Source organism: uncultured Ruegeria sp. (genome assembly GCF_947504215.1).
GTDB lineage: Bacteria > Pseudomonadota > Alphaproteobacteria > Rhodobacterales > Rhodobacteraceae > Ruegeria.
This window is the reverse complement of the sequence record NZ_CANNGO010000011.1, coordinates 92,990-114,466: the sequence shown is the minus strand read 5'-3', so window position 1 is coordinate 114,466 and position 21,477 is coordinate 92,990. Positions and strand designations below refer to the sequence as shown.

Sequence of the window (21,477 nt, the reverse complement as noted above, 5' to 3'; positions counted from 1 at the left end):
GCGGTTTCCAGATTGGCAGGCCCCGGTGATTGTCCCCTTGCGGGGCTATGGGTAGGGCGGGAGCGATCCCGCCTTACTTCATTCCAGACAATGTGATCCCCTCGATAAAGCGGCGCTGTGCGATCAGAAACGCGACGATCAGCGGTGTGACAATGATGGTGGCGGTAGCCATCATCGGACCAAAAAACGACCCGTCCCCGTCACCCTTGAATTCGCGCAGGCCCAAGGGGGGCGTGAACAGATCTCGGTTCCCGGTCACCACGATGCGCGGCCAGAAATAGTCGTTCCAATGGGCGACGATGCTGAAGATCGCAAAGGCCAGTAGCGCCGGGATGGCCGTGGGCAGCATGACGCGCCAGACAATGGCAAGCTCGCTCATTCCATCCATGCGCGCCGCATCAATCAGGTCATCCGGCACGGTCATAAAAAACTGGCGCATCAGGAAGATGCCAAAGACCGAGATCGTCCAGGGCACCACCAGTGCCGCATAGGTGTTGGTCAGTCCCAGCTTGGCCAGCATGATGTAAAGCGGCAAGGCAATGGCGTGAACCGGGATCAGCAGGCAGAACAGCACCAGCCCAAACACCGCCTCGCGGCCCCAGAACCTGAGCTTGGCAAGCGCATAGGCGGCAGGCAGGGCCACGACAATCTGGATCAGAAAGATCGAGACTGTGACAATCACGCCGTTCAACAGATAGCGCATCAGGGGCGCCTCGGTGAAGGCCTTGGTGTAGTTGAACACAACCGGGCGCATCGAGCATGCGGTCTCGGTCTCGGCCTGCAGAGCGGCCTGAATGCCCGCATCATCCTGTCCGGGAAAGCGCGCCCGCGCCGCATCGATATCCGCGCGGTCCGGCTGGCGCAGCGCCACGCAGCGCGGATCAACCATCATCTCTTGCCGACCAAAGAAGCCGCCGACCCCCCGGTCAATCTCGCCCGGACTTTTGAGCGAATAGCTGAGCATCATATAGAACGGTGCCAGCACGATAATCGCGCCGAGGATCAGCACCATATGTTTCCACCAGCCCCGTGTCATCCGTAATGCACCTTTCGTTCCACCAGCCAACGCTGGATCAGGGTCAGGAACATCACGAAGACCAGAAACAGCATGGTGATGGCTGACCCGATCCCGATCAGGTTCTGTTGCACGCCTTTCTCGAAGATGGCGAACATCATCACATAGGCAGATTTGTTGGGCCCACCGCCTTGCGGCCAGAAGGCCTCGATCGTGTCAAAGACCTGAAAGGCGCGGATGCACGAGATGGTGACCACGAAGACGGTCGTGGGCCCCAGCGCAGGCCAGGTGACCAGCCAAAACTTCTCCCAACCTGACTTTGCACCATCCATTTCGGCGGCGTGGTAAAGCTCGCGATGCACCGAGGTAAGCCCGGCCAGATACAGCACCATGTTGAACCCGAACCCTTGCCAGATGCCGATGAAACACACGACCCAGATGGCGTAATCGCGATCGCCCAGCCAGAGCGGGAAGCCCTCCGCGCAGCCATTGGCAAAGAAGGGGATCACCTCGAACCACGTCCCACAGGCCATGGCCAGCGTGCGGTTCACCATGCCAATCGTCGGGTGCAGCATGAATTCCCAGGCAATTGCCATGGCAAGAAGCGTCGCCATGACCGGCAGGAAATAGATTGTCTTGTAAATATCCCCTATCCGGCCCAGCGAATGCACAAGCAACGCTGCGCCCAACCCCAAACCAACCGAAATCGGGACAACCGTCACCACATAGGTGAATGTCGCGATGAACATCTTTTCATAGGTCGAGCGGGTGAAAAGCCGCTCGTAATTCTGCGTGCCGATCCAATCGAAACCGGGATTGCCCAGTGAGTAATTGGTGAAGGACAGAATGCCGGCGACAATCACCGGGACCAGCAGGATCGATACCATCAAGGCAAGCGCCGGGGCCGTCAGCCCCCATGCCGTCCGCGCCTGCCTGTTTTCCGGCTTGGCGGGGAGAGCCGCGACTGCGTCACTCACGGCCATATCACGCGACCTCGCTTGTCACGCCAGCCATGGCTTCGATCTTGCGCAGTCGCTTTCCGTCGGCGTCAAAAGCCATTGCGGACCGCGTGTCGAAGGCCAAACCGACTTCAGCGCCAAGCCCCAGCATCTGCCGTTCCGCGGGCGTTGCGCGCAACGTGACCCGCATCGCGTCGTCTTCTAGCGCGATCTGGGCAAACACTTCCGAGCCGAGGTTTTCGAAATGCGCAACCCGGCCCCGCAGACGCGGCGCGCTTTGCGTCAGATGCAGCGCCTCGGGCCGCAGGCCAAGCTGCATGACCTGAGGGCTGTCCTGCGTTACGTGCCAATCCAAGGACCTGCCAAAAAGAGAGAGGTCCGAGCCGTATCGCTCAAGCGGAAGGATATTGATCTTGGGCGAGCCGATGAACTCGGCCACGCGAATATCGTCCGGGTCTTCGTAGATGATCTCGGGCGCGGCACATTGCAGGATTTCCCCGCCCATCATAACGGCGATCCGGTCAGACATGGTCATCGCCTCAACCTGATCATGTGTCACATAGATAAACGTCGCGTTCAGGGCGCGATGAAGCTCGGCAATCTCGGCACGTGTTTGAACGCGGAGTTTCGCATCAAGATTTGACAGCGGCTCGTCCAGCAGGAATGCAGCCGGGTCACGCACCAACGCCCGCCCCAAGGCCACGCGTTGACGCTGGCCACCGGATAGCTGTCCCGGTTTGCGATTCAAAAGCCCACCAATCTCAAGCCTGTCGGCAGCGCGTGCCACAGAGGTTGCGATGCTTTGCTTCTGGCCCCGCGCGCCGGGCATGAGACCGCCAATAACCGGCAGGCGCTGCAGACCGGTCACCTCGCGCATGCGTAAGGGTACAGCAATGTTTTCCGCCACTGACAGATGCGGGTAGAGCGCATAGGACTGAAACACCATGGACAGGTTGCGATCCGCAGCCTGCATTCCTGTGACATCCATGTCGCCAATTGCGACAGTGCCGCCTGTCGGCGCTTCAAGGCCGGCGATAATCCGAAGCAGGGTGGATTTGCCACAGCCCGATGGTCCGACCAGTGACACGAACTCGCCATCCGCGATATCCAGCGTTATGCCTTTGAGAACGGGCGTTTCGCCAAACTGCTTCGTAACCGATGTTACCTTTAGATTTGCCATCTGATCCCCCCTCGGCACTGGGAAGAGATAGGCGGGCCGCACTTAACTTTTGTGACGTCATATTAGTGAAACCGATAGGCCCTATGGGTGGCGTGAAAGGAACAATCATGCACCCGAACCACCATCAGTTCGAAGCTTTCGCCTATGTCGTCCGAGAAGGCAGCTTCTCGGCAGCTGCCGCCCGGCTTGGCGTGACGCAGTCCACAATCACTCAGCATATTGCCAAACTTGAAAAGACCGTTGGCACGCTGTTGCTCTTACGCGGCCGTGACGGGGTCGAGTTCACGCCCACCGGGCAGGAGTTTTATGATCTTGCCGATCGTATGGTCGCCCTGGACGCGGAAGTCTCGGAACGGTTGGAAGGCTACAACGCCATGCGAGAGGGCAGACTCAAAATCATCGGCAATGCGCCACAACCCGCCTTAAAGATCATTGCCCGGTTCCGGCAACACTTTCCTGATATCCGTGTTGATTTCGGCCTGCATGACTGGACAACCGCCACAACGATGATCCGCAACAGGTTGGCCGATGTCGGCCTGATCACCGATGCGCCGGAACACGATGCGTGGGATCGCATCCATATCGAGCAAGCGCAATATGTGCTTTACTGTCCCGCGGATCACTGGCTTGCGCAGCAGGGCGAGGTATCGTTGAGCGATCTGCAACAGGAGACGCTGATCGTGCCGGAAAAAGGTTCGCTGACACAGCGTTTGCTTAGTCAGACATGCAAGAGTCATGGGATTGCGCTGACCCGAACTGTCACCATGACAACCTTTCCTCTGATGTGCGAAGCCGTGCTTCAGGGCATTGGTGTGGCCTTGTTTCTGCGCAACAGCAGCCTGATTCAGGACAACATCGCCCAGGTCGCCATTCGCGAGATGCCGGACGCCCAGGATACATATCTGATTGCAACCAAGGACCGCACCCGTTTGAAACTGGTGGCGGAATTCATCAACGCTGCTGTTGCGTGAAAGAATGGCGACTTGATCGCTGCGGGCCAGCAAGAAGACTCGCGCCCTTGCGCCGATCTTTGCGCTGCGCGCCCATGCGGCAAAGGTTTTCGACCTACGGTTTGGGCTCATTGCCGATCTTGGAGATACCGCTGCATCATCTGATAACATGATCGGCGACCGCTCAATGTCCACTTTGTCGTCGGCTACTATGTTTTTCGCAACTGCAGCGAACGACAGCTTTCCGCCCATTTTCTAGAAAAGCAAAGTGTTCTGGCCAAAAAAGTAAAGGCGCAGCCAGCTCCGCCGCACTTGTTTTGGGGCCAGCGGGATTTGGACAAGCCAAACGCCCCTGGCCATCAGGGGTAAGACGCTGCCTTCCCCCTCGGGCAACCCTATTAGACAACACCGTGTCCTCGGCTGCGCCTGCGGGTCGCACCACTATTGTCGAATAGCATTGCCTCGCCCCATCCGCGTTCGCCACTTGGCAGATTAGCAGGAACAGGCGCCTTCGGCGTCTGATCTGCAAATCAGCCCTGATTTTCCCAATAGGGAAGTCAGGATCATTGAAATCGGTCTAGGTGCTGGATGAAGGAAGTGAGGCGAAAATGGCAAGGTTCTGTCGCTGGTGGCAGAACTATGTGTCGCCTGCCAAGGGTTGTGGGGCGACACATAGTTTTGCCATTCCCTCGCATATAAGGCATTGATTTCAAACACACGAGATTTTCTTTGATGCACAAGACTTGCCATTTGCGACTCAAAGCCCTTCCATCCCATCAGACGATACAGACAGGCATCTCTGACTTGTGAACCATAAAGTGCGACTGCGAATTCTTCTCGAGCCTAGCTGCAGAGCACAGCATTTGTAGTGATCGTCTGAGTTGGAAAAGGTCGCTTCGACTGAAACATTTTGACGCTGATGACCCCTCGGTCATCGTTAGGATAAAGGAGGCATTCTTGGTGATCTCAGTCATCGGCAAGGATTTGTCGCAGCTATTAACCGTCTTTGCAGCCCCGTTCCTGACTGCTGTCTTCACCATTAGTGCCAGGTCCGAAACGGTTGTGCCGCGTTATTCTGACCGATGACGTCGTTGAACGAGTTGAAACCCTACGGACGACCGATGCGGCTATCGCTTCGGACTACAAAGCGTTGCTTGCAGCCGCTGAGGCTTATTTGGATAGACCCACGATTGTGGAGGCGCTCAGAACAAATGAAACCAATTTGCAAAACGGGCTTGTTGGGTTTGATCAGAAGCCGGTTGAACGCCTGACAACGCTTGGCATGGCGTGGCGACTAACCCGTGACAAGCGATATGCAGATCGAACCAAATTGGAACTCCTGCAACTTGCAGACCTGGAAACTTGGCATCCGGAGCACTTTCTGGGCTTAAGCAGAGTGACGTTGGCGGTTGCGCTCGGCTACAGTTGGATCGGTGAAACACTTGACGAAAACGAACACTCCGCAATCAGATCGGCCCTTATCAACAAAGCGCTGAACGAGGCCAATAGGATCTATGAGCTGGACAAGGTCTATTTCGACAAGGGATGGGTTGTACCGCAGCGTTGGGTGCATCCGACGCCGGTTCCAACAACGTTGCCGGATGGTACTGCAACTGCAGATATCACTTGGCCAGTCGCGTCGTTTAATTGGAATATCATCTGCAATACCGGAATGATCGTCGCAGCCCTTGCGGTCTCTGAAGCTGAGCCAGAGCTTGCGACACAGATTATCGAAAGTGCTCAGACCTCTCTCCGAAATGGGTTTGCCATGTTCGCTCCGGATGGGGCGTGGCCAGAAGGACCCATGTATGGCGCGTTGTCTGCGCGGGATGCGGCCATAGCGATTACGTCTTTGGAAACTGTCCTTGGGCACGATTTTGATTTGTCTAAAACAGACGGAATTGCGAATTTTGGTGACTATCTTACACATGCGACGGGGCCGACCGGCATGTTGTTCAACTACGGCGACAGCGACACAAACACGGATCTGGTTGCTTTGACATGGCTTGCATCGCATTTTAACCGGTCTGACTACAACCTTCGTGTCGCCGGCTCCAAACCTTCTTCACACATTGCGCTGGATTTGATCTGGCGGCAGAATTCCAAGCCTAAGCCGGTCGACGGACGGCAACATTCATTCTGGTTTGGTGGGCTAGGACTTGTGACGATGAGGACGGCTTGGGATGACCGGCAGGCAACCTATGTCGGCTTCAAGGCGGGGCCACTGCGCAGTCACCACAATAACCTCGATGCGGGAACATTCGTTCTTGAAGCCGATGGCGTGCGATGGGCGGTTGATCTTGGGATCGGAAACTATCACTTACCGGGTTACTTCACCGACAAGCGATTTGACTATTATCGCACCGCCACCATCGGTCAAAACACACTGACCTTTAGCTCTGCTAATCAGCAGACGACCGGTCGCGCCCAGATCGAAGAGTTTGGGCAGTTTCCTGATTTCACCTTTGCAATCGCAGACCTTTCAGAACCGTATGCCCAGCCCGTGGGTGCAGTTAGACGCGGCATTGCCTTGATCGAAGGAAAAACGGTCTTGGTTCAGGACGAAATTAAAGGAGGCCATAGTGAACCTGTATCCTGGACCATGCATACCGATGCGCAGATACATGTTGATGGGCAGACTGCTATCCTGCGTAAGGATGGCAAAGAGCTATTGGCGCGCATTCTTTCTCCAACAGAGGGCCGTTTTACTTTGCGTTCAGCGGATCCTTGCAAAACACCGTACAACTCGGATTGTGCCGATCAGAACCCCAATACCGGTGTCAGCAGATTAATGATCGATTTAGGTGTTCAAAACGCCGACACCCTTCAAACGATCGCCGTTACGTTTGAAAGCATCAAGAGCGCAACTGACAAGACAATTGTCCCGCTTAGCGAGTGGCGGTTGCAGGCGACTCTGTCGAGATCCGACCCGAGCGAATAGCGCTGTTTTCAGGTGCCGGGCATCATCTGATCATTCGGTTCGGCTGGAGTGGCTACACACCCAGTTTCCAAGCGTCACATGTGTTTGGCACGAGGTCTCAGGCGGACCAGATACTCTCTAAGCGCCTGAAACGCGGCGTACAAAACCGGGATCATCAATAGTCCCAGCGTACTGTCGAGTATCATGCCGAACAGGACGGGATAGCCAATCGAAACCCGTGCCGCTGCACCTGCCCCGCTGGACAACACCAGTGGAAGAACCCCGACAATAAAACACAAGCCAGTCATTGTGACAGGCCGGAACCGGATCTCTGCTGCTTTTAGGGCCGCATCACGAATGCTTGCGCCGGACAGGCGCTGCTGGTTTGCGAACTCAACAACCATGATGGCTTTCTTAGCGGCCAAACCAATGAGCAACACCATTCCCACTTGGGCAAAGATATTGCTGGTCAAAAACGGAAACAGGGCCAGAGGTATCAGCGCGCCCAACAACGCAAAGACTGTCGATGTAATGATCGATAAAGGCAGAACCCAGCTTTCGTACAAAACCACCAAAAACAGGTAAGCCAGCACAAGGGCAGAGAGCATAATGTAGGGCACCAAATTCTGAGACTTCACTTCCTCTTGCGTGACACCCGACCATTCGATCCGGAACCCGTCGGGAAGTGTTTTGTCAGCTATTCTCTGCATCGCTGCAATTCCTGCACCCGAGCTAATATCCTCTGCAAGTTGCGCACTGATCGACGCTGCTGTGAAAAGGTTGTAGCGGGGGATCGCATCTGGCGCGAGGACCGGTTCGCTGCTTACGAAATTTCGAAGTTGCAGTGAGTCGCCCGCGCTGTTTTTGACATAGATATTGCCCACGTCATCCAGCGTTTGCCGATATTGGGCATCAGCCGAGATAACTACCCAATAAACCCGCTCGGACAGAATGAAGTTATCGACAAAATACGTGCTGAGATTGGCCTGCAACGCTGTGAATATATCTGAAACGTTAACGCCCAGCGCCTCGGCCCGATCCCGATCCAGCGAGAGCCGGTATTGCGGCGTCTGCCCTGAAAAACTGCCATGTGCCCGGACAAATTCTGGAGCAGCATTCAATGCTGTTACAAAAGCACTCATCACCGATTCCAGCTTTTCACCATCGCCTTTTTCAAGGTCCAGAAGTTCGACTGAAATACCGCCTGTTGACCCCAAGCCGTGAATGGTGGGAAACGGAAAAACATAGCTTTCGGCCTCGGGCAACGTGGCAAGTTGCTGGTCCAAATCCTGCATTATGGCATTCCAATGCAGGTTCGGGTTTTTTCGTTGATGCCAGGGTTTGAGTGTCACAATCGCCATACCAGCGTTTGAGCGGCCACCAGCCAGCATACTTGCACCGGACACTGTGGTCACTGTGTCCACTCCCGCAGTCTTTTCGATAATAGCGCCAGCCTTTGCCATGAAAGCCTGAGTGCGCTGGAGCGACGCACCTTCGGGCAATGCCATAGCCGCCAGCAAGACACCGTTGTCCTCTTGTGGGATTAAACCGGTTGGGACGGTTTTGAAGAGATATATCGTTCCGCCAACGGCTGCTGCAAAAACAAACAGCGAGATCGCGAGGTATCGCAGCATGAGCACTACGAGACGCATATATTGCGTTCTGATCCATAAAATCACTGCAGGAACAAAACGTAGCAAGCCAATCGGCTTGGCCCCAGACTTCAAGACCATGGCACACAGCACCGGAGCAAGGGTCAGCGCATTCACAGCGGACAGCACAAACGCGAAGATAATTGTCGCAGCAAACTGATAGTAGATCGTTCCGGTTACTCCGGGAAAGAAGCATACCGGCACGAACACAGCGGCAAGAACAAAGGTGGTTGCGATGATAGGCCGGTTAACCTGCGACATCGCCTTCAAGGTGGCCTCGCGTGGGTCCAGGCCATCTTCGTTCAGGATGCGTTCGGCGTTTTCAATGATTATGATCGCGTCGTCCACCACCAGCGTGATGGCGAGCACCAATGCAAACAGCGTAATCATATTTGCGCTGAACCCGATGGCATAGATCAGAGCAATGGCACCAAGCAGTGACACCGGGATCGCAATGGCAGGGACGATGGTTGCTCGAAAACTCGCCAAAAAGAAGAACGTCACTGCGATCACCAAACCCGCTGTGAGCGCAAGGGTTTTGAGAATGTCTTCTATCGACACGCGAACAGCATCCGTCACGTCGTAGGTAATCTCGTACGAGACACCGTCAGGGAATTTTTTGGAAAGCTCCTCCATCAGGGCGTGAATGCTGTCCGATATCTCCAACGCGTTGGCCGTGCTTTCCTGATGCACAGCAATTGTTGCTGTGTCCTGACCATTCAGTTGCGACGACCCGGCATAAGTGGCAGAGCCCAGTTCGATCCGGGCGACATCTTCCAGTCTCGTGACTGATCCGTCTTCGCCCGTCGACACGATGATCCGTCCAAATTCCTCTGCTTCCCGCAACAGACCTTCTGCGCGCAACTTGAACTGAAAATCCGTTCGTGCCTCTCCGAATGGTGGGGCTCCGACTTGTCCAGCAGCTGCAACGACATTCTGCTTTTCAATGGCGTCTGCTAGCTCTGCCGCGGTGATATTCAGCGCAGCCATGCGAACCGGATTGATCCAAACCCGCATGCTGTATTCCAACTGACCAAATTGCGAAACGCCGCCGACGCCTGGCAGGCGTTGCAGGGGATCATGCAGGAACTCGGCCGCATAGTTGCTCAGATAAAGCTCATCCCGGGATTCGTCTGGAGAAGTCAGGTTGATCACCAGGATCATGTTTCCGGATTGTTTTGTGACCTCGATGCCCTGCTGTTGAACATCCGATGGTAATTCCGCACTGGCGAGCGCGATCCGGTTTTGCACCTCAACTGCAGCGACGTTGGGATCTGTTCCCAGTTCAAACGAAATGTTTAGGTCATAGCTGCCATCATTCGAACTCTTGGATTGCATGTACAACATGCCCTCGATCCCGTTCACACGCTCTTCGATCGGCGTTGCAACAGATTCCTGAATAACCTGCGCGTCGGCACCAGGGTAATTGGCCTGAACATAAATCTGCGGCGGAGCGATGTCGGGATATTCCGAAATGGGTATAAGTCGAACACAGACCGCGCCAAAAAGTACCATCAAGATCGCGACAACAGCGGCGAAATGCGGCCTGTTGATGAAGTAGTGAGAGATCAATCCCTTACCTAACTCTGGCTGTCGACTGGTTTTACGACCAAGCCATCGTGAATTTTTTGCAAACCTTGCACAACGACCCGGTCACCTTCCTTCAGCCCTGACTTAACCTGAGTTCTGGTCGCGGACTGGGTGCCGATTTCGATGTTCATACGATGAACAGTGTTCTTGCCATCAACGGAAAACACAAAGTAACCCTGCTTGTCGAATTGTACGGCATTGCGCGGCACCGTCAGTACCTTCGGGTCTTCCGAGCCACTCAGGGAAACAGTGACAACTTGTCCAGGGATCAAACTCCCGTCCGGATTGGCAAATGTAGCCCGCAACTCGACGGTGCCCGTGTCCTGACCGACACTATCGCCGACGTAGGTGACTTTGCCATCCGAGGGAAAAACGCCACCATCAGCCAACGTGATCTGCGTCGACAGTTTTATATCGCTCTGTGTGATGGAGCCGTTTCGACGTTCGCGCAGCAACACAGGTTCGCTGACAAAAAAACTCACCAATATTGGATCGATACTTGAAACTGTCGCAAGAACTCCACTGTCGGAATCAACAATATTGCCCGCATCGACCGCAGACAATCCGATCCGTCCGTCCAAGGGGCTGACAATTTCGGTATAGTTGAGATCTATTTGTGCGATCTTGAGATCTGCAATCGCTTCATCCACAGCCGCCTGACCTTCGGCATACGTCGCTTTGGCGGTATCCAGAATAGCTTGCGGAATATCGCCTTTGTTAAACAATGTTTGTTGCCGGTCCAGGTTTGCTTTGTCGCTTTGTGCCGAGGCCTGAGCGCTGTTTAACGCGGCCTGTGCGCTGTCAACGCTTGCTGCGTATTTTCTCTTTTCGATCCGGAACAGCACATCGCTCTTTTTAACGGTTCCGCCTTCCGTAAAATTGACCTCTTCGAGAATACCCTCAACACGGGCCTGCAAATCGACGCTCTGATCAGCAACGACGCGTCCTACAAATTCATCCTGTTTCTGCAGCTCTTGCATCGTTGCCCGAGCTACAACCACACTTGGCGGCGCAGGCTTTGACTGCGCACTGGCGAGACCCGCCAAACCAATACCAATCAGGGTGCAAAATAACAGGTTCGTCGTCTTCATCCGGTGCTCGATCATCCGCAGTTACATAGCCGCAAGATTACTATTCATGGCTCTTTGAATCTGCGCAACGTAAATATTGTTTGGCTGGGTGGCCGATTTACTAGCGCTCATCCACAGGCGATTTTTATGGCAAACCACCAAACGGACCAGTGTAGGGCTCACGCCAACTGTCGATGAACATGACCACATTATCCAGTGATGGCATCTCATCACCCTGGATCACGTTGTAGCTGTATGAGACTCTTTCCCCTTCTATCTCTGGGGACGAGATTTCGATGATCACCACATGGGATTTGCCGTCAACCTCACCCGACAACGCTGCGTTTGGCGGGTTTGCGTCAAAACTGTCTTGGCCTGTGCTCCAGACATCAAAAAAGTGATCGCGTGTAATGACGCCTGCACTGCGATAGGGCCGGTCTGAAAAGACCGGCACTTCATCATCGACGCCGTATAGAACCAGTTTTCCATCTGCGAGTTCTGCTTTGCTTGCGGATTCAACAAATAGGTAGGTTTTCTTATCCGAGCCATCGGCATGCGCCATCGACGCGATCATCGCACCTGTTCCGACAAGTGTTAGAAGTAATTTCCTCATGCTCATTCTCCGCAATTCAGATGATCAGTCCTGTCTTTGCCTGCTGTCGAAACATCGCAGCAGGATGTTCGGGTGCTGGACTAAAAAACCTGCGAAACACGTACTACGCTGTGAGACCCCCATTCAATCTTTGGGTTAAATTAAGAATAACTAATTCGTTCTTGGCGTGAAAACCAATCATACGAAACAGGGGCAGGTGGCCGGCTTGACGCCGCACGAATATGTTCTCCGGTCAAATGGAGGCCAACCTGAACACGGCTTCCCCAAAGGTGCAGCCTTCAAAGAAAGCAGGTCAACCTTCCCCTCTGCAATCGCGCGCGCCAATCGTCATCGATTGGTTTTGTGCCCTGGACCTAGTCGTCAACAGGTTCAAAGTCCGACTGACTCCCTCCCATTCCTAATAGTTGGGTTGCGGCACCAATTGAATTCACCAGTTTTACATCCAAAAAGCTTGTGTCGATCACAACATATGGGTTTTTGATGTCACCTTGGTCTTCTCCTTCGATAATGCTGTACTGATAGCTGATCGATCCCTCGCTCAGTACGGGCTCACTTAATTCGACGATCAATGAGACTGGTTTGCCGTCATCCAACTGACCAACCAAAGCGGCATTGGGCGGATCAGAAGCAAAGCTGTCCTCTCCCTCGCTCCAGTGCTTTACAAGTTCAGCGACGGGGATCATGCCCGAAGCACGATGCGGTCGATCCGAAAATACGATAATGTGCCGATCTGAGCCCGTCAGTGTTAGAGTATCATCCGCGAGTGTCGCTTTATCTGCATGCTGAACAAACAAAAAACTTTCAGGCCCGTTCTTATCCTCCGATGTTTGCGCCGCGACCGTAGTCGCGATCACGCTCGCTATTATGGCGGTTCCAAAAAATCTGACTGACGTTTTCATTTCTTACTCCCTAAGTGGCGTGCTGCATTCGGATAGAGGCGAACAGACGTGTAAATGAAGAACATGGTTCTAATAACATGTTCGTTCCCATTAAGTGTGCGTGGCCAGTCGCGTGTTTCAAGAAACATGAGGCAGCCTTAACCAAACAACCATGAATCGAAATCGAAATCCTGTAAAAACCCGCATCATGAGCTCAAGCCGAACAACCGCCATCGACCGAACTGGATCTTGCAACAATATCGACAAGCGGCGCGTTTTGTTCGAATTCCTGAAGTCTTGCTGGGGATGCGGTAATCCAGTTCGTGTAGTCCTTCAAAACGCGCAACTGGGAGTCAATTCGCACCTTTTCGCCCAGACGATCAAAATTGTCTTTCCAGTAGCGCAGCGTCGGCAGAGATTGTGGCCTTCTGTCTCGTATGGACTGTACTTCGTACCCGCAATGTCGCAATAGCGCGCACAATTCAAGCGGGGTGGACACAGCCGAGGACAGACCAAACGTTGGTCTATAAATAGCGTTTCCATCACCCCATGCATTTGATGAAATAATGATCTGGCGACACTTAGATTGCAGGCGTTTAAGCAGTTGCGCTTTCTCTACTATGTGTTCAAACGACTCAAGAAACAGAACGGTGTCAAAAGTTGCCTCTGTTTCGAACTCTTCCAGGTTCATATGGTGAGCGTTGAGACCGAGATTCCGGCAATATTCTGCCTGCATGGACGAAATAGTTATCCCGGTGACATTGCATCCATGTTCTCTGGCGAGCAGGCCAGCGGGGGCGCCCCAGCCGCAACCTGCATCCAGCAAGTTGCTGCCGAAGGGAATCGCGCTGTAGAAATTCCTGACAGTCTGGCGCAGTGCCTCTGCCGGATCTTCTGTATTGCTGAAATCGCCGAAATGATAGTGCAGGTCATCACCAATAACCTGTTTCCAAAGGGAAATATCGTTCTTAGAATAGAACGCATTAAGGTCCGTCAGCGTATTTCCATCATACTCCACAAAGTCACAGAATATCTTGCAGCAGGTCAGGTCAAGCGAATTGAGCGTAAGGCGAACTTGCCTGTGGTGTTATCAATCATTCCGCGCAATAGTCACATCAATACCCGCCAGCACATTCATCAGGAGGCCAAAGATGCAAAGTGTTTTGAACCCAATTGGTAAGGAATGGCTAAAGGCACGGGTGATGGCGTTGCTTGCTGGCCTGGCGTGCTTGTCAGTCTCAGTATCCGATGCATATGCAGAAGCACCAGATCTTAAGGGGGAATGGATTGGCACCGAGGTTGAGGTGGTCGTCAATTGGGAGAACAATTTTAGCCACAGCGAGGCCTATACGAACCAGAAACTCTTGGTGAATGATCAGAATGGTGAAACTTTTGCCGGTTCACTGGAGGCCATTTTCACCAATCCAGAAACCAATGAACAACAGAATGTATCTCTTCCTTTCGTTGCCGTGATGACGGACGATGACAGTTTTATGATGACAACTTCTGGTCAGTTTTCTGCCGTTGGCTCGATCATAGATGAAAATGAGATTGATCTTAGGTTTGTGACAACCGGCGTTTATCATTCTGCAGGAAAATACACACTCAAGCGCAAGTGATTTATTCTGTCAGAACTTTGCGGCGGATGTTCGAAACCGTCGCCAGAACTGATGTCCTAAGTTGTGATTATTGAGCGCTTCAGATCAGGTGTGAAACTTGTCAATGACCGTATAACGGGTCCTGGCGGCGAGGTTCGTCTGCCTCGGGGTTTTCCCAAACTTGAGAAAATGTGCCGAGCGCTGGCAACAGTCGGGTTGGCCGAAAACGAGGGGGCCGTTGACGACCCCGAGCAGATTGCAGTCTGTTTGCATTTGAAAGAACGGTTCAGGTCTCGGCGCTGGATTCAGTGGGTTCTGGTCGACGGAGACTCTTGCGACTTAGCCACATTCGAACCATTGAATAGTGAATTCCGCCCTGGCGATCCACATGATGTCACCGGCCAAAGACTATCCCGCTTTAGTTATGTCAAACGCGACGGCGCCGGTTTTGTGATGCTTAGTCCCGAAACTGCCTGTCAGATGACGCTGCGATCCGATGAGGTTTTGAAGCGCATTTGGCATTTATCATCTCCATTGGATGGCGGACAGGCAAACGAGCCATTGTTCGTAGCTTTGGGTCAGTTCGGTTTTCTGGAACCCGGTTTGGCTGACGAACCCGTAGAAAGAGCAAGCTGGGCGTTCGCCGATGCGATATTGCATTCCAGCAGTCGCCGAGGACTTGATGAGCCCATCGTCGGCGAAAACACCGACCTTCAAGAACAATATCCGGCCCCGCAAGCGCACTTGGTGCCGACCGGAAAAACGCACGCGCTTACTCCTGCTCACGGTAAAACCCAGTTGGCGACTGAACGCAGACAATCGTGTCGAAATTGGCAAGCGAGCCCAATCCCACTACCCTTAGTGTCCTCATTCTTGCAACGTCTGAGCGCGGTCCACGAGAGCTTCGTTGCCGGTGGTTTGGAGCGGCTGGACAAACCGATCCCCGCCGCTGGCAGTATTCATGAATTGGAGTGGTACATCGCCGTTGGCAACGTGTCAGGTCTGGAACAGGGTCTATTTCGGTATTGCGGATTTGAACACACGTTGGACGCCGTTCCCGACTCTGCCGATGCGGCTGCTGAGATGCTCCAAAACGCGGGTTCATCGATGGGTGGTACCGCCGAAGTTCCGCCCGCATTGATAATGCTTGCGACGCGGATGCCCAGAATCGCCTGGAAATATAAGGGTATGGCATACCGCCTGACATTGTTGAACGCGGGCATCGCACTAGACGCAATGTACAACACCGCAACAGAGCTAGACCTCGGTGGATGCGCCATCGGAACAGGAGATCCACGCCCCTTTCAGCGGGTGACGGGCCTGTCGTGGTTCGAGGAATCGCCGGTTGTCGAATTCGCGTTGGGACTACCAAAATGAAATGGTGGCGCAATACAAGGGATGCTCTGATACGACGAACGCCAATTGTTCCTCAACTGTCCGCGCTGGATTGTGGAACAGCGGCGCTGGCCACGGTCCTGAAAAACTACGGCATTGAAGCTGCATATTTCGACCTATTTAACGAGGCTGGAACATCCCGTGATGGAACCAGCATTTCAGGGTTGCTCGATGCCGCAAAGGCACACGGGCTTGACGCAACAGCCCGCCGATGTACCGCCTTGGAAGCGTTAACTGCCCCGTGCCCGTCGATTGTCTTCTGGGGAGGCGGTCATTTCGTAGTATTGGAAGGTACTATTGGGAACCGGATTGCCATCAATGACCCACAGTCAGGAAGGCGCTTGGTTTCCAAATCGGAATTCGGCAACTTATTTACCGGGCGACTGATCGAATTTTCCCCTCGCAAGGTAACACTATCCTCGCATTGGTCGCGCTCATGGCATTGGGGTCGCCTGTCTCGCACAGTTGCCTTTGCCGCAGTATTGTCGCTGATTGGAATCGCATTCGGATTGATTGGCTGGATGCAACCAAAACCGGGCCTTATTGATCCTTCACTGGTTATTATGAGGAACGGACTGATCGTGGCTTTTGCCGGGTTCATTGCCTTGGCTGTTTTGGGGATTATCCTCCCCAAAGAAGTCTCAGAATCGTCCGATGCAGCCGGAAACACTGCAGTTTTGCCTTTGAATTTACTGCAGTTGATGCCATCCGGCTTCTTTTTGCCAAAGCTGCGCGAAACCCGGCTCAGGTCGTTCATTGGATGGCTTTCTTGCGGACTAATAATGCCCATTGCGTTTGTCGGAATAGTTCTTGAACACTCGGCCAGGATATCGGTCCTTGTGATCGTATTTTTGTTGGCATTACTAAAGATTTTTGCACAACAAAAACACTTGGCTCGGACCGCCATTGCCAGCACTGGCTTACTAAGACTTCGAGCACAATTCTCTGAGATCTTTACCAATACAGACGAACTTCGGCTGCTGCTGCGCAACAAGGCATTCACATCGACGTTCTGCGATTGGCAAAAACGTAGATTTCGCGAAGTTCAACGACTTTCCAACTTACAGATGATTAAATGCGCTTGTCTGGGCCTTGTGGGAGCACTAGCGATCGCAGTCTCAATGATATCTGATCAGGCCAATGTATTTGTGGGATGGCTAGGTTTGAGTTCATTTAGCCTGCTAGCCGCAAGCGTATTGGTTTTCATTGGGCAGTCTTCTGAGATCGACCCAACACGACAACGCGCAATTGCTCAAACCATCGGTACTTTTTCCTTCAGTTACGGGCATCAAGAACCCACGGAGGTCAAAAAGCCAAAGGACGCAGGGCTGCAAATGCGGGATGTGACCTTTGGATTTGATCCGAATGCCCCGCCGATCTTGTCCGGCCTATCGCTGTCCCTTGCGCTGCGCGACATCGTTGCCGTAACGGGCCCCAAGGCCAGTGGCAAAACCAGTCTGGCCCGCCTGGCAGTAGATCAGTACCTTCCCAGCAAGGGTCACGTTACCTTTGAAACATCTTCAAAACAGCCAGCCCGCGTCAGTTATCTATCTGAAGATTCGGTTCTGTTGGGATCGATCGAAGATATTCCTGACGACTTGATCGAGGAATTTGGAATTTCCGAGTTTCTAGATCGGGATGGGTCAGGACCTCCTGAGCTATACGACTTGATGGCAACCATCAGCCGAGGTGAGCGGCAGCGCCTTTCGATCGCCTACTGCCTGTCCCAAGAAACTGATCTTCTGGTTCTTGATAATGCGATGACCTGTATTGCTCTGGCTGATATCGCGCAGATTATCCGAGCCCTGCGAAAACGGGGTGTGACCTGCCTGATCCTGTCAAACCAGTGGCCTCTGCTGAGGCTTTGCGACCGTGTCGAGCTGCTCAAAAGTGGGAGGCTTAAGTCGCTTGGCGCGCCGAAAGAACATACATCGTATGAAGCCCTTCTGGCGGAACCAATTGGTACCAACACGTGATATCCTTTCGTCACTTAACACTGATCTGTTCGCTGGGGATTGCCTGCTCTTTGAGCATGACTTGTTTGGCTTTCTGTCTGGGTGGCTGGCTGGATCAAGGGATCTCGGACGACGTGTCACTTGGCACTGCAGCAATTCTCTTGACGGCACTCATCGCGCCAGTCGCTAGCCTTAAACTTGCCGTTTCCTTTTTTGAACGGCAAGCACTAGAAGCAAGGACAGCACCAACTGTAAACTTCGGCGAACGCTCCAAGCAAAGTGATTTGACCCGATGGGCACAAAAGATAGTGGTCAACGAGGATGAAGAAGGTGTTCGTGTGGGCATGACCTTCATCTCTGCCTACTCCGTTGCCTTGGCGGGCACAGCCTTTTTGATTTTGATTTATTTCGGTAGTTTGGCGGGGCTACCGCTGGTGTTAGGCATCTGCGGTATCCTCTTCCTTGCTTTCAGGGCTAACCAGTGCTCTTTGGCTTTTGGCCGAACTGCTGAGACACTTGCGTTGACTGCAACGCTGCACCGTACGCGTGAGCTACAGTCCCGGCTTTCCACGGGGCACACAAGTTCTGCCAAGCTAGGTTCACGAAATAGATCCAGTGCCAACGCTGTAGACGTAATTCCACTGATCAACGCAGGAGTAGCAGGGTGTGTATCGGTACTTTTGGTCGACTTAAGCGCCCCGGGCGCAAACACTGAGTTGTTTTTGACAGCCAGCGGGGTCATAGGGCTGGGGATTGCTTCGCTCGTAACAGGTCCTGCAATTGCGGCATCTACGGAACTGTCCAAGTCGACAGCTGCAGACCAAAACACGTTGCCTGAGCCAAAAGCTTTGACGCCTTATGTCTCGCTGCGCAATGTCTCCAGCACCTATCCGGGTCAAAAAAATCCAGTTTATAAGGGGCTCAATCTAGACATACCCCCAGACAGCTTTATTGGGTTTTGCGGTGAAACTGGATCGGGGAAAACCACACTCTGTCGCACTTTATTGGGGCTTCTTGATCCGAGTGAGGGGGAAGTTCTCTATGGAAATCCAGGATTGCCCCGTAAAGCTGTGCAAAAGTTCCCTGACAACTACCTGCACGGTTTGGTTGATGATCCACCGCTCGCGCAGATGAGCATCGAGCAGATCATCTCGAACTATGGAACTTTGCCAAAACAACGCGTGTTGGCCGCTGCGACTGCAACCGGACTTATTAATGACATCGCGACCTTTCCGTTGGGATTGCGAACCAATGTAGGGTTTAACGGGTCGATGCTGTCCAATTCGCAGAGACAGCTATTATCGTTGACCGCGGCGGTTGCACTGCGACCCTCAATCCTTGTCCTCGACAACCCAGTGTCGGCGCTACCTGACATGGAGCGCGCAAGGCTGATACTTCGCGTGAAACCCATGGTAAAAACTTTGATCGTGACCTCAAACTCGATCAACGTGCTGAACTCGGCAGATGCCATATTCAAGATTTCGAACCGAATGATCATCAAAGCCTGAGGTCGAAGTTAATTTTTACTTAGAAGACTCGCCAATAGATTGCAGTTTTGCAGGTCGTGGTGTTACGCTTTGATTTAACCAGCAGTATTCGCTGACACCGCTTTGGAGGAACCAGCACATGAACAATTTTGGACGCGACGACGGTATAAAAATGGGCCAGATAGTCGCCCGCTGCTGGTCCGATGAGGATTTCAAGGAAAAGTTCAAAGCTGATCCGAAATCAGTGCTTAAAGAATACGAGGTCGAAGTCCCTGGCGATATCGACATCGAAATCCTCGAGAACAGCGAATCCAAACAGTATTTTCTGCTGCCATCCTCTCCGCTAGAGGCAGAGATTGGCGCAGGGGACGTCAATCAGGTGTATGGCGCGAATTCCTGGTGCCGCTGAACGGATCCACAAACTAATCTAATCTCGGCATCTCGGTGCCAATTCGAGGATTCGTTATGCCAGAGTTGAACGACCGTCTCGATGTCCACTCAATCTCAGCGCAGGACGTCGAAAATTTCAACGCTGACGGCGCCGTTTGCCTCAGAGGGATCATATCAGACCAATGGCTCGATGTTCTGGGTTGTGGAATTGAACGAGGGTTGGAAAACCCTTCGCCGTTCCAGAACATCCGAACCCGCCCCGGCCATTTCGGCCGGTACGTGACAGACACTTGGGTCCGGCATAATTTTGATGAGTTCAGGACCTTCTGTGACGACTCTGGGATCGCAAAGATCGCTGCCAGGTTTCTCGGCCTCGATCAGGCTCAGTTTCTGTTCGACTCATGGATTACGAAGTATCCCGGCACCATGATGCGGACGCCCTGGCATCAAGACACCGGCATTCATGGCAGCAGCCTGATTATCTGGATCCCACTTGATCCGATGAACAAAGACACAAGTCTGGAGGTAGTTCGCGGATCACATGCCTGGGGTCGCCACTATCACAGCGAACGCTTTGACGATGTCATTGCTGAGGCAAAGGCCGAAGGTAAACGCGCCGCTCCCGGACAGCGTGAGCCTGAGCGTATCCCGGATATCGATCGCCATCGGTCAGAATATGATATCATTTCCTGGGATGTAGAGCCGGGCGATTGTCTGATCGTCAACGCACTCAGCGTTCATGGCGCACCCGGCAACTACAGCACAACGCCCGTGCGCCGATATTCTTGCAGGTGGATGGAACCCGGTGCACTGTTGGCACCTCACGGGGATTGGATTGCTGAGCACTTGCTACAGCTTTCGACCGGCGCCCCCAAACTGCAGGGCGCGATGGAACCGTTTGACACCGCGATGTTCCCCGTGCTGCCGGCCAAAGCTGATGCCTGAGATCGCCGCCGATACCGTTGAACGCTCTCCGGTTCAGTTAAGGCCGCGCGACCTTGAAGCCTTCAATGAAGACGGTGCCGTTTGTTTGCGGCAAGTGATCGATCATGACTGGATCGAATACCTGAAAAAAGCGGTCCAGACCAACCTGTCCAACCCGTCTGAATACTTTACTCGTTTCACCAGACCAGGCGATTTGGGCGGCTATGTCATGGATTTTTGGGTGCGGTCCCATACGCCCGACTTTGATGAATTCCTGCAGGGGTCAAATATTTCACAGATCGCAGCGGATTGTGTTGGCTCTGCACAGGCTCGGTTTGTATTCGACTCCTGGATTGCAAAATATCCCGGTACGCTGACCCGTACTCCCTGGCATCAGGATTGGGGCATTCTTGGGTTGAGCTTTGCAATATGGGTTCCACTGGACCCCACGCCTGAGGGCGCATCACTCGAGATCGTTCGCGGCTCACACCTTTGGCACAAACAGTTTTATGAAGAGAAATTCCAACCGGAATTTGATGCCGCCCAAACAGACATTTCGAACCCCGATGGATCTTCGCCCGAACCAATGCCTGATATCGATGCGGAACGTGACCAGTACGATATCATGCGCTGGACAATGGATCCCGGGGATTGCCTGATCTTCAACAGCCTCTGTATCCACGGTGCGTACGGCAATCCGTATATGCAGCCTGTGCGCAGATATATCAGTCGATGGGCTGCACCAGATGCGGTTCTTGCACCGTCGGGCAAGTTGATCGCCGAACGTATGCGCAAACAGTCCGGCGCATCATTTCCGATCCGGCAAGATGCGCTAATGCCGTTTGAGGGCGATGATTTTCCATTGCTGCCCAAACGCGGTTAACTGCAGTTGGTCCTATGG

The 21,477-nt window shown here is 53.4% G+C and carries 17 protein-coding genes; 9 read left to right on the top strand and 8 right to left on the bottom strand.

Annotated features, from left to right (window positions below):
• Positions 1-73: 73 nt before the first annotated feature.
• From Q1B21_RS17465 to Q1B21_RS17455, 3 genes are read right to left on the bottom strand one after another with little or no spacing between them, the layout of a single operon-like run.
• Positions 74-1,036 (bottom strand): carbohydrate ABC transporter permease, encoded by a 963-nt coding sequence (locus Q1B21_RS17465; RefSeq protein ID WP_299891475.1) that lies wholly within the window; start codon positions 1,034-1,036, stop codon positions 74-76.
• Positions 1,033-1,998 (bottom strand): carbohydrate ABC transporter permease, encoded by a 966-nt coding sequence (locus Q1B21_RS17460; RefSeq protein ID WP_299891473.1) that lies wholly within the window; start codon positions 1,996-1,998, stop codon positions 1,033-1,035. The genes Q1B21_RS17465 and Q1B21_RS17460 overlap by 4 nt, the downstream gene beginning before the upstream one ends.
• Before the next feature lies 1 nt (position 1,999).
• Positions 2,000-3,154 carry an ABC transporter ATP-binding protein gene (locus Q1B21_RS17455; RefSeq protein ID WP_299891471.1) on the bottom strand — a complete coding sequence of 385 codons (1,155 nt, stop codon included), beginning with the start codon at positions 3,152-3,154 and terminating at the stop codon, positions 2,000-2,002.
• Between the two features lie 107 nt (positions 3,155-3,261).
• Here Q1B21_RS17455 and Q1B21_RS17450 point away from each other — a divergent pair, with 107 nt between their 5' ends.
• Entirely contained in the window at positions 3,262-4,125 is an 864-nt protein-coding gene (locus Q1B21_RS17450; RefSeq protein WP_299891468.1) for a LysR family transcriptional regulator, read from the top strand.
• Between the two features lie 1,039 nt (positions 4,126-5,164).
• On the top strand, positions 5,165-7,045 hold the full coding sequence (locus tag Q1B21_RS17445; RefSeq protein WP_299891466.1) for a heparinase II/III family protein: 1,881 nt from the start codon (positions 5,165-5,167) through the stop codon (positions 7,043-7,045).
• Positions 7,046-7,119: 74 nt separating this feature from the next.
• On the opposite strand, the gene Q1B21_RS17440 is transcribed toward Q1B21_RS17445, so the two are convergent.
• From Q1B21_RS17440 to Q1B21_RS17420, 5 genes are all read right to left on the bottom strand, one after another.
• Positions 7,120-10,248, bottom strand: a complete 3,129-nt coding sequence (locus tag Q1B21_RS17440; protein ID WP_299891463.1) for an efflux RND transporter permease subunit — start codon at positions 10,246-10,248, stop codon at positions 7,120-7,122.
• Positions 10,249-10,256: 8 nt separating this feature from the next.
• On the bottom strand, positions 10,257-11,357 hold the full coding sequence (locus tag Q1B21_RS17435) for an efflux RND transporter periplasmic adaptor subunit (protein WP_299891461.1): 1,101 nt from the start codon (positions 11,355-11,357) through the stop codon (positions 10,257-10,259).
• Positions 11,358-11,481: 124 nt separating this feature from the next.
• Complete coding sequence (locus Q1B21_RS17430; RefSeq protein ID WP_299891458.1) at positions 11,482-11,949, bottom strand: hypothetical protein; 468 nt, start codon at positions 11,947-11,949, stop codon at positions 11,482-11,484.
• 353 nt (positions 11,950-12,302) lie between these two features.
• Entirely contained in the window at positions 12,303-12,848 is a 546-nt protein-coding gene (locus tag Q1B21_RS17425; RefSeq protein ID WP_299891456.1) for a hypothetical protein, read from the bottom strand.
• 193 nt (positions 12,849-13,041) lie between these two features.
• Positions 13,042-13,845, bottom strand: a complete 804-nt coding sequence (locus tag Q1B21_RS17420) for a class I SAM-dependent methyltransferase (RefSeq protein ID WP_299891453.1) — start codon at positions 13,843-13,845, stop codon at positions 13,042-13,044.
• Between the two features lie 133 nt (positions 13,846-13,978).
• Between Q1B21_RS17420 and Q1B21_RS17415 the strand changes: the two genes are divergently transcribed.
• The 7 genes from Q1B21_RS17415 to Q1B21_RS17385 all read left to right on the top strand — a co-directional run bounded on the left by Q1B21_RS17415 (position 13,979) and on the right by Q1B21_RS17385 (position 21,459).
• Positions 13,979-14,446, top strand: coding sequence for a hypothetical protein (locus tag Q1B21_RS17415; RefSeq protein WP_299891450.1), 468 nt, complete (start codon positions 13,979-13,981; stop codon positions 14,444-14,446).
• A gap of 90 nt (positions 14,447-14,536) precedes the next feature.
• Positions 14,537-15,802 carry a SagB family peptide dehydrogenase gene (locus Q1B21_RS17410; protein WP_299891448.1) on the top strand — a complete coding sequence of 422 codons (1,266 nt, stop codon included), beginning with the start codon at positions 14,537-14,539 and terminating at the stop codon, positions 15,800-15,802.
• On the top strand, positions 15,799-17,796 hold the full coding sequence (locus tag Q1B21_RS17405) for a cysteine peptidase family C39 domain-containing protein (protein ID WP_299891444.1): 1,998 nt from the start codon (positions 15,799-15,801) through the stop codon (positions 17,794-17,796). The genes Q1B21_RS17410 and Q1B21_RS17405 overlap by 4 nt, the downstream gene beginning before the upstream one ends.
• A 56-nt stretch (positions 17,797-17,852) precedes the next feature.
• Positions 17,853-19,283 carry an ATP-binding cassette domain-containing protein gene (locus Q1B21_RS17400; protein ID WP_299891554.1) on the top strand — a complete coding sequence of 477 codons (1,431 nt, stop codon included), beginning with the start codon at positions 17,853-17,855 and terminating at the stop codon, positions 19,281-19,283.
• A 118-nt stretch (positions 19,284-19,401) separates the two neighbouring features.
• On the top strand, positions 19,402-19,671 hold the full coding sequence (locus Q1B21_RS17395) for an NHLP leader peptide family RiPP precursor (protein ID WP_085823175.1): 270 nt from the start codon (positions 19,402-19,404) through the stop codon (positions 19,669-19,671).
• Between the two features lie 56 nt (positions 19,672-19,727).
• Positions 19,728-20,597 carry a phytanoyl-CoA dioxygenase family protein gene (locus Q1B21_RS17390; protein WP_299891438.1) on the top strand — a complete coding sequence of 290 codons (870 nt, stop codon included), beginning with the start codon at positions 19,728-19,730 and terminating at the stop codon, positions 20,595-20,597.
• Positions 20,590-21,459 carry a phytanoyl-CoA dioxygenase family protein gene (locus Q1B21_RS17385; RefSeq protein WP_299891436.1) on the top strand — a complete coding sequence of 290 codons (870 nt, stop codon included), beginning with the start codon at positions 20,590-20,592 and terminating at the stop codon, positions 21,457-21,459. The genes Q1B21_RS17390 and Q1B21_RS17385 overlap by 8 nt, the downstream gene beginning before the upstream one ends.
• Positions 21,460-21,477: the final 18 nt, after the last annotated feature.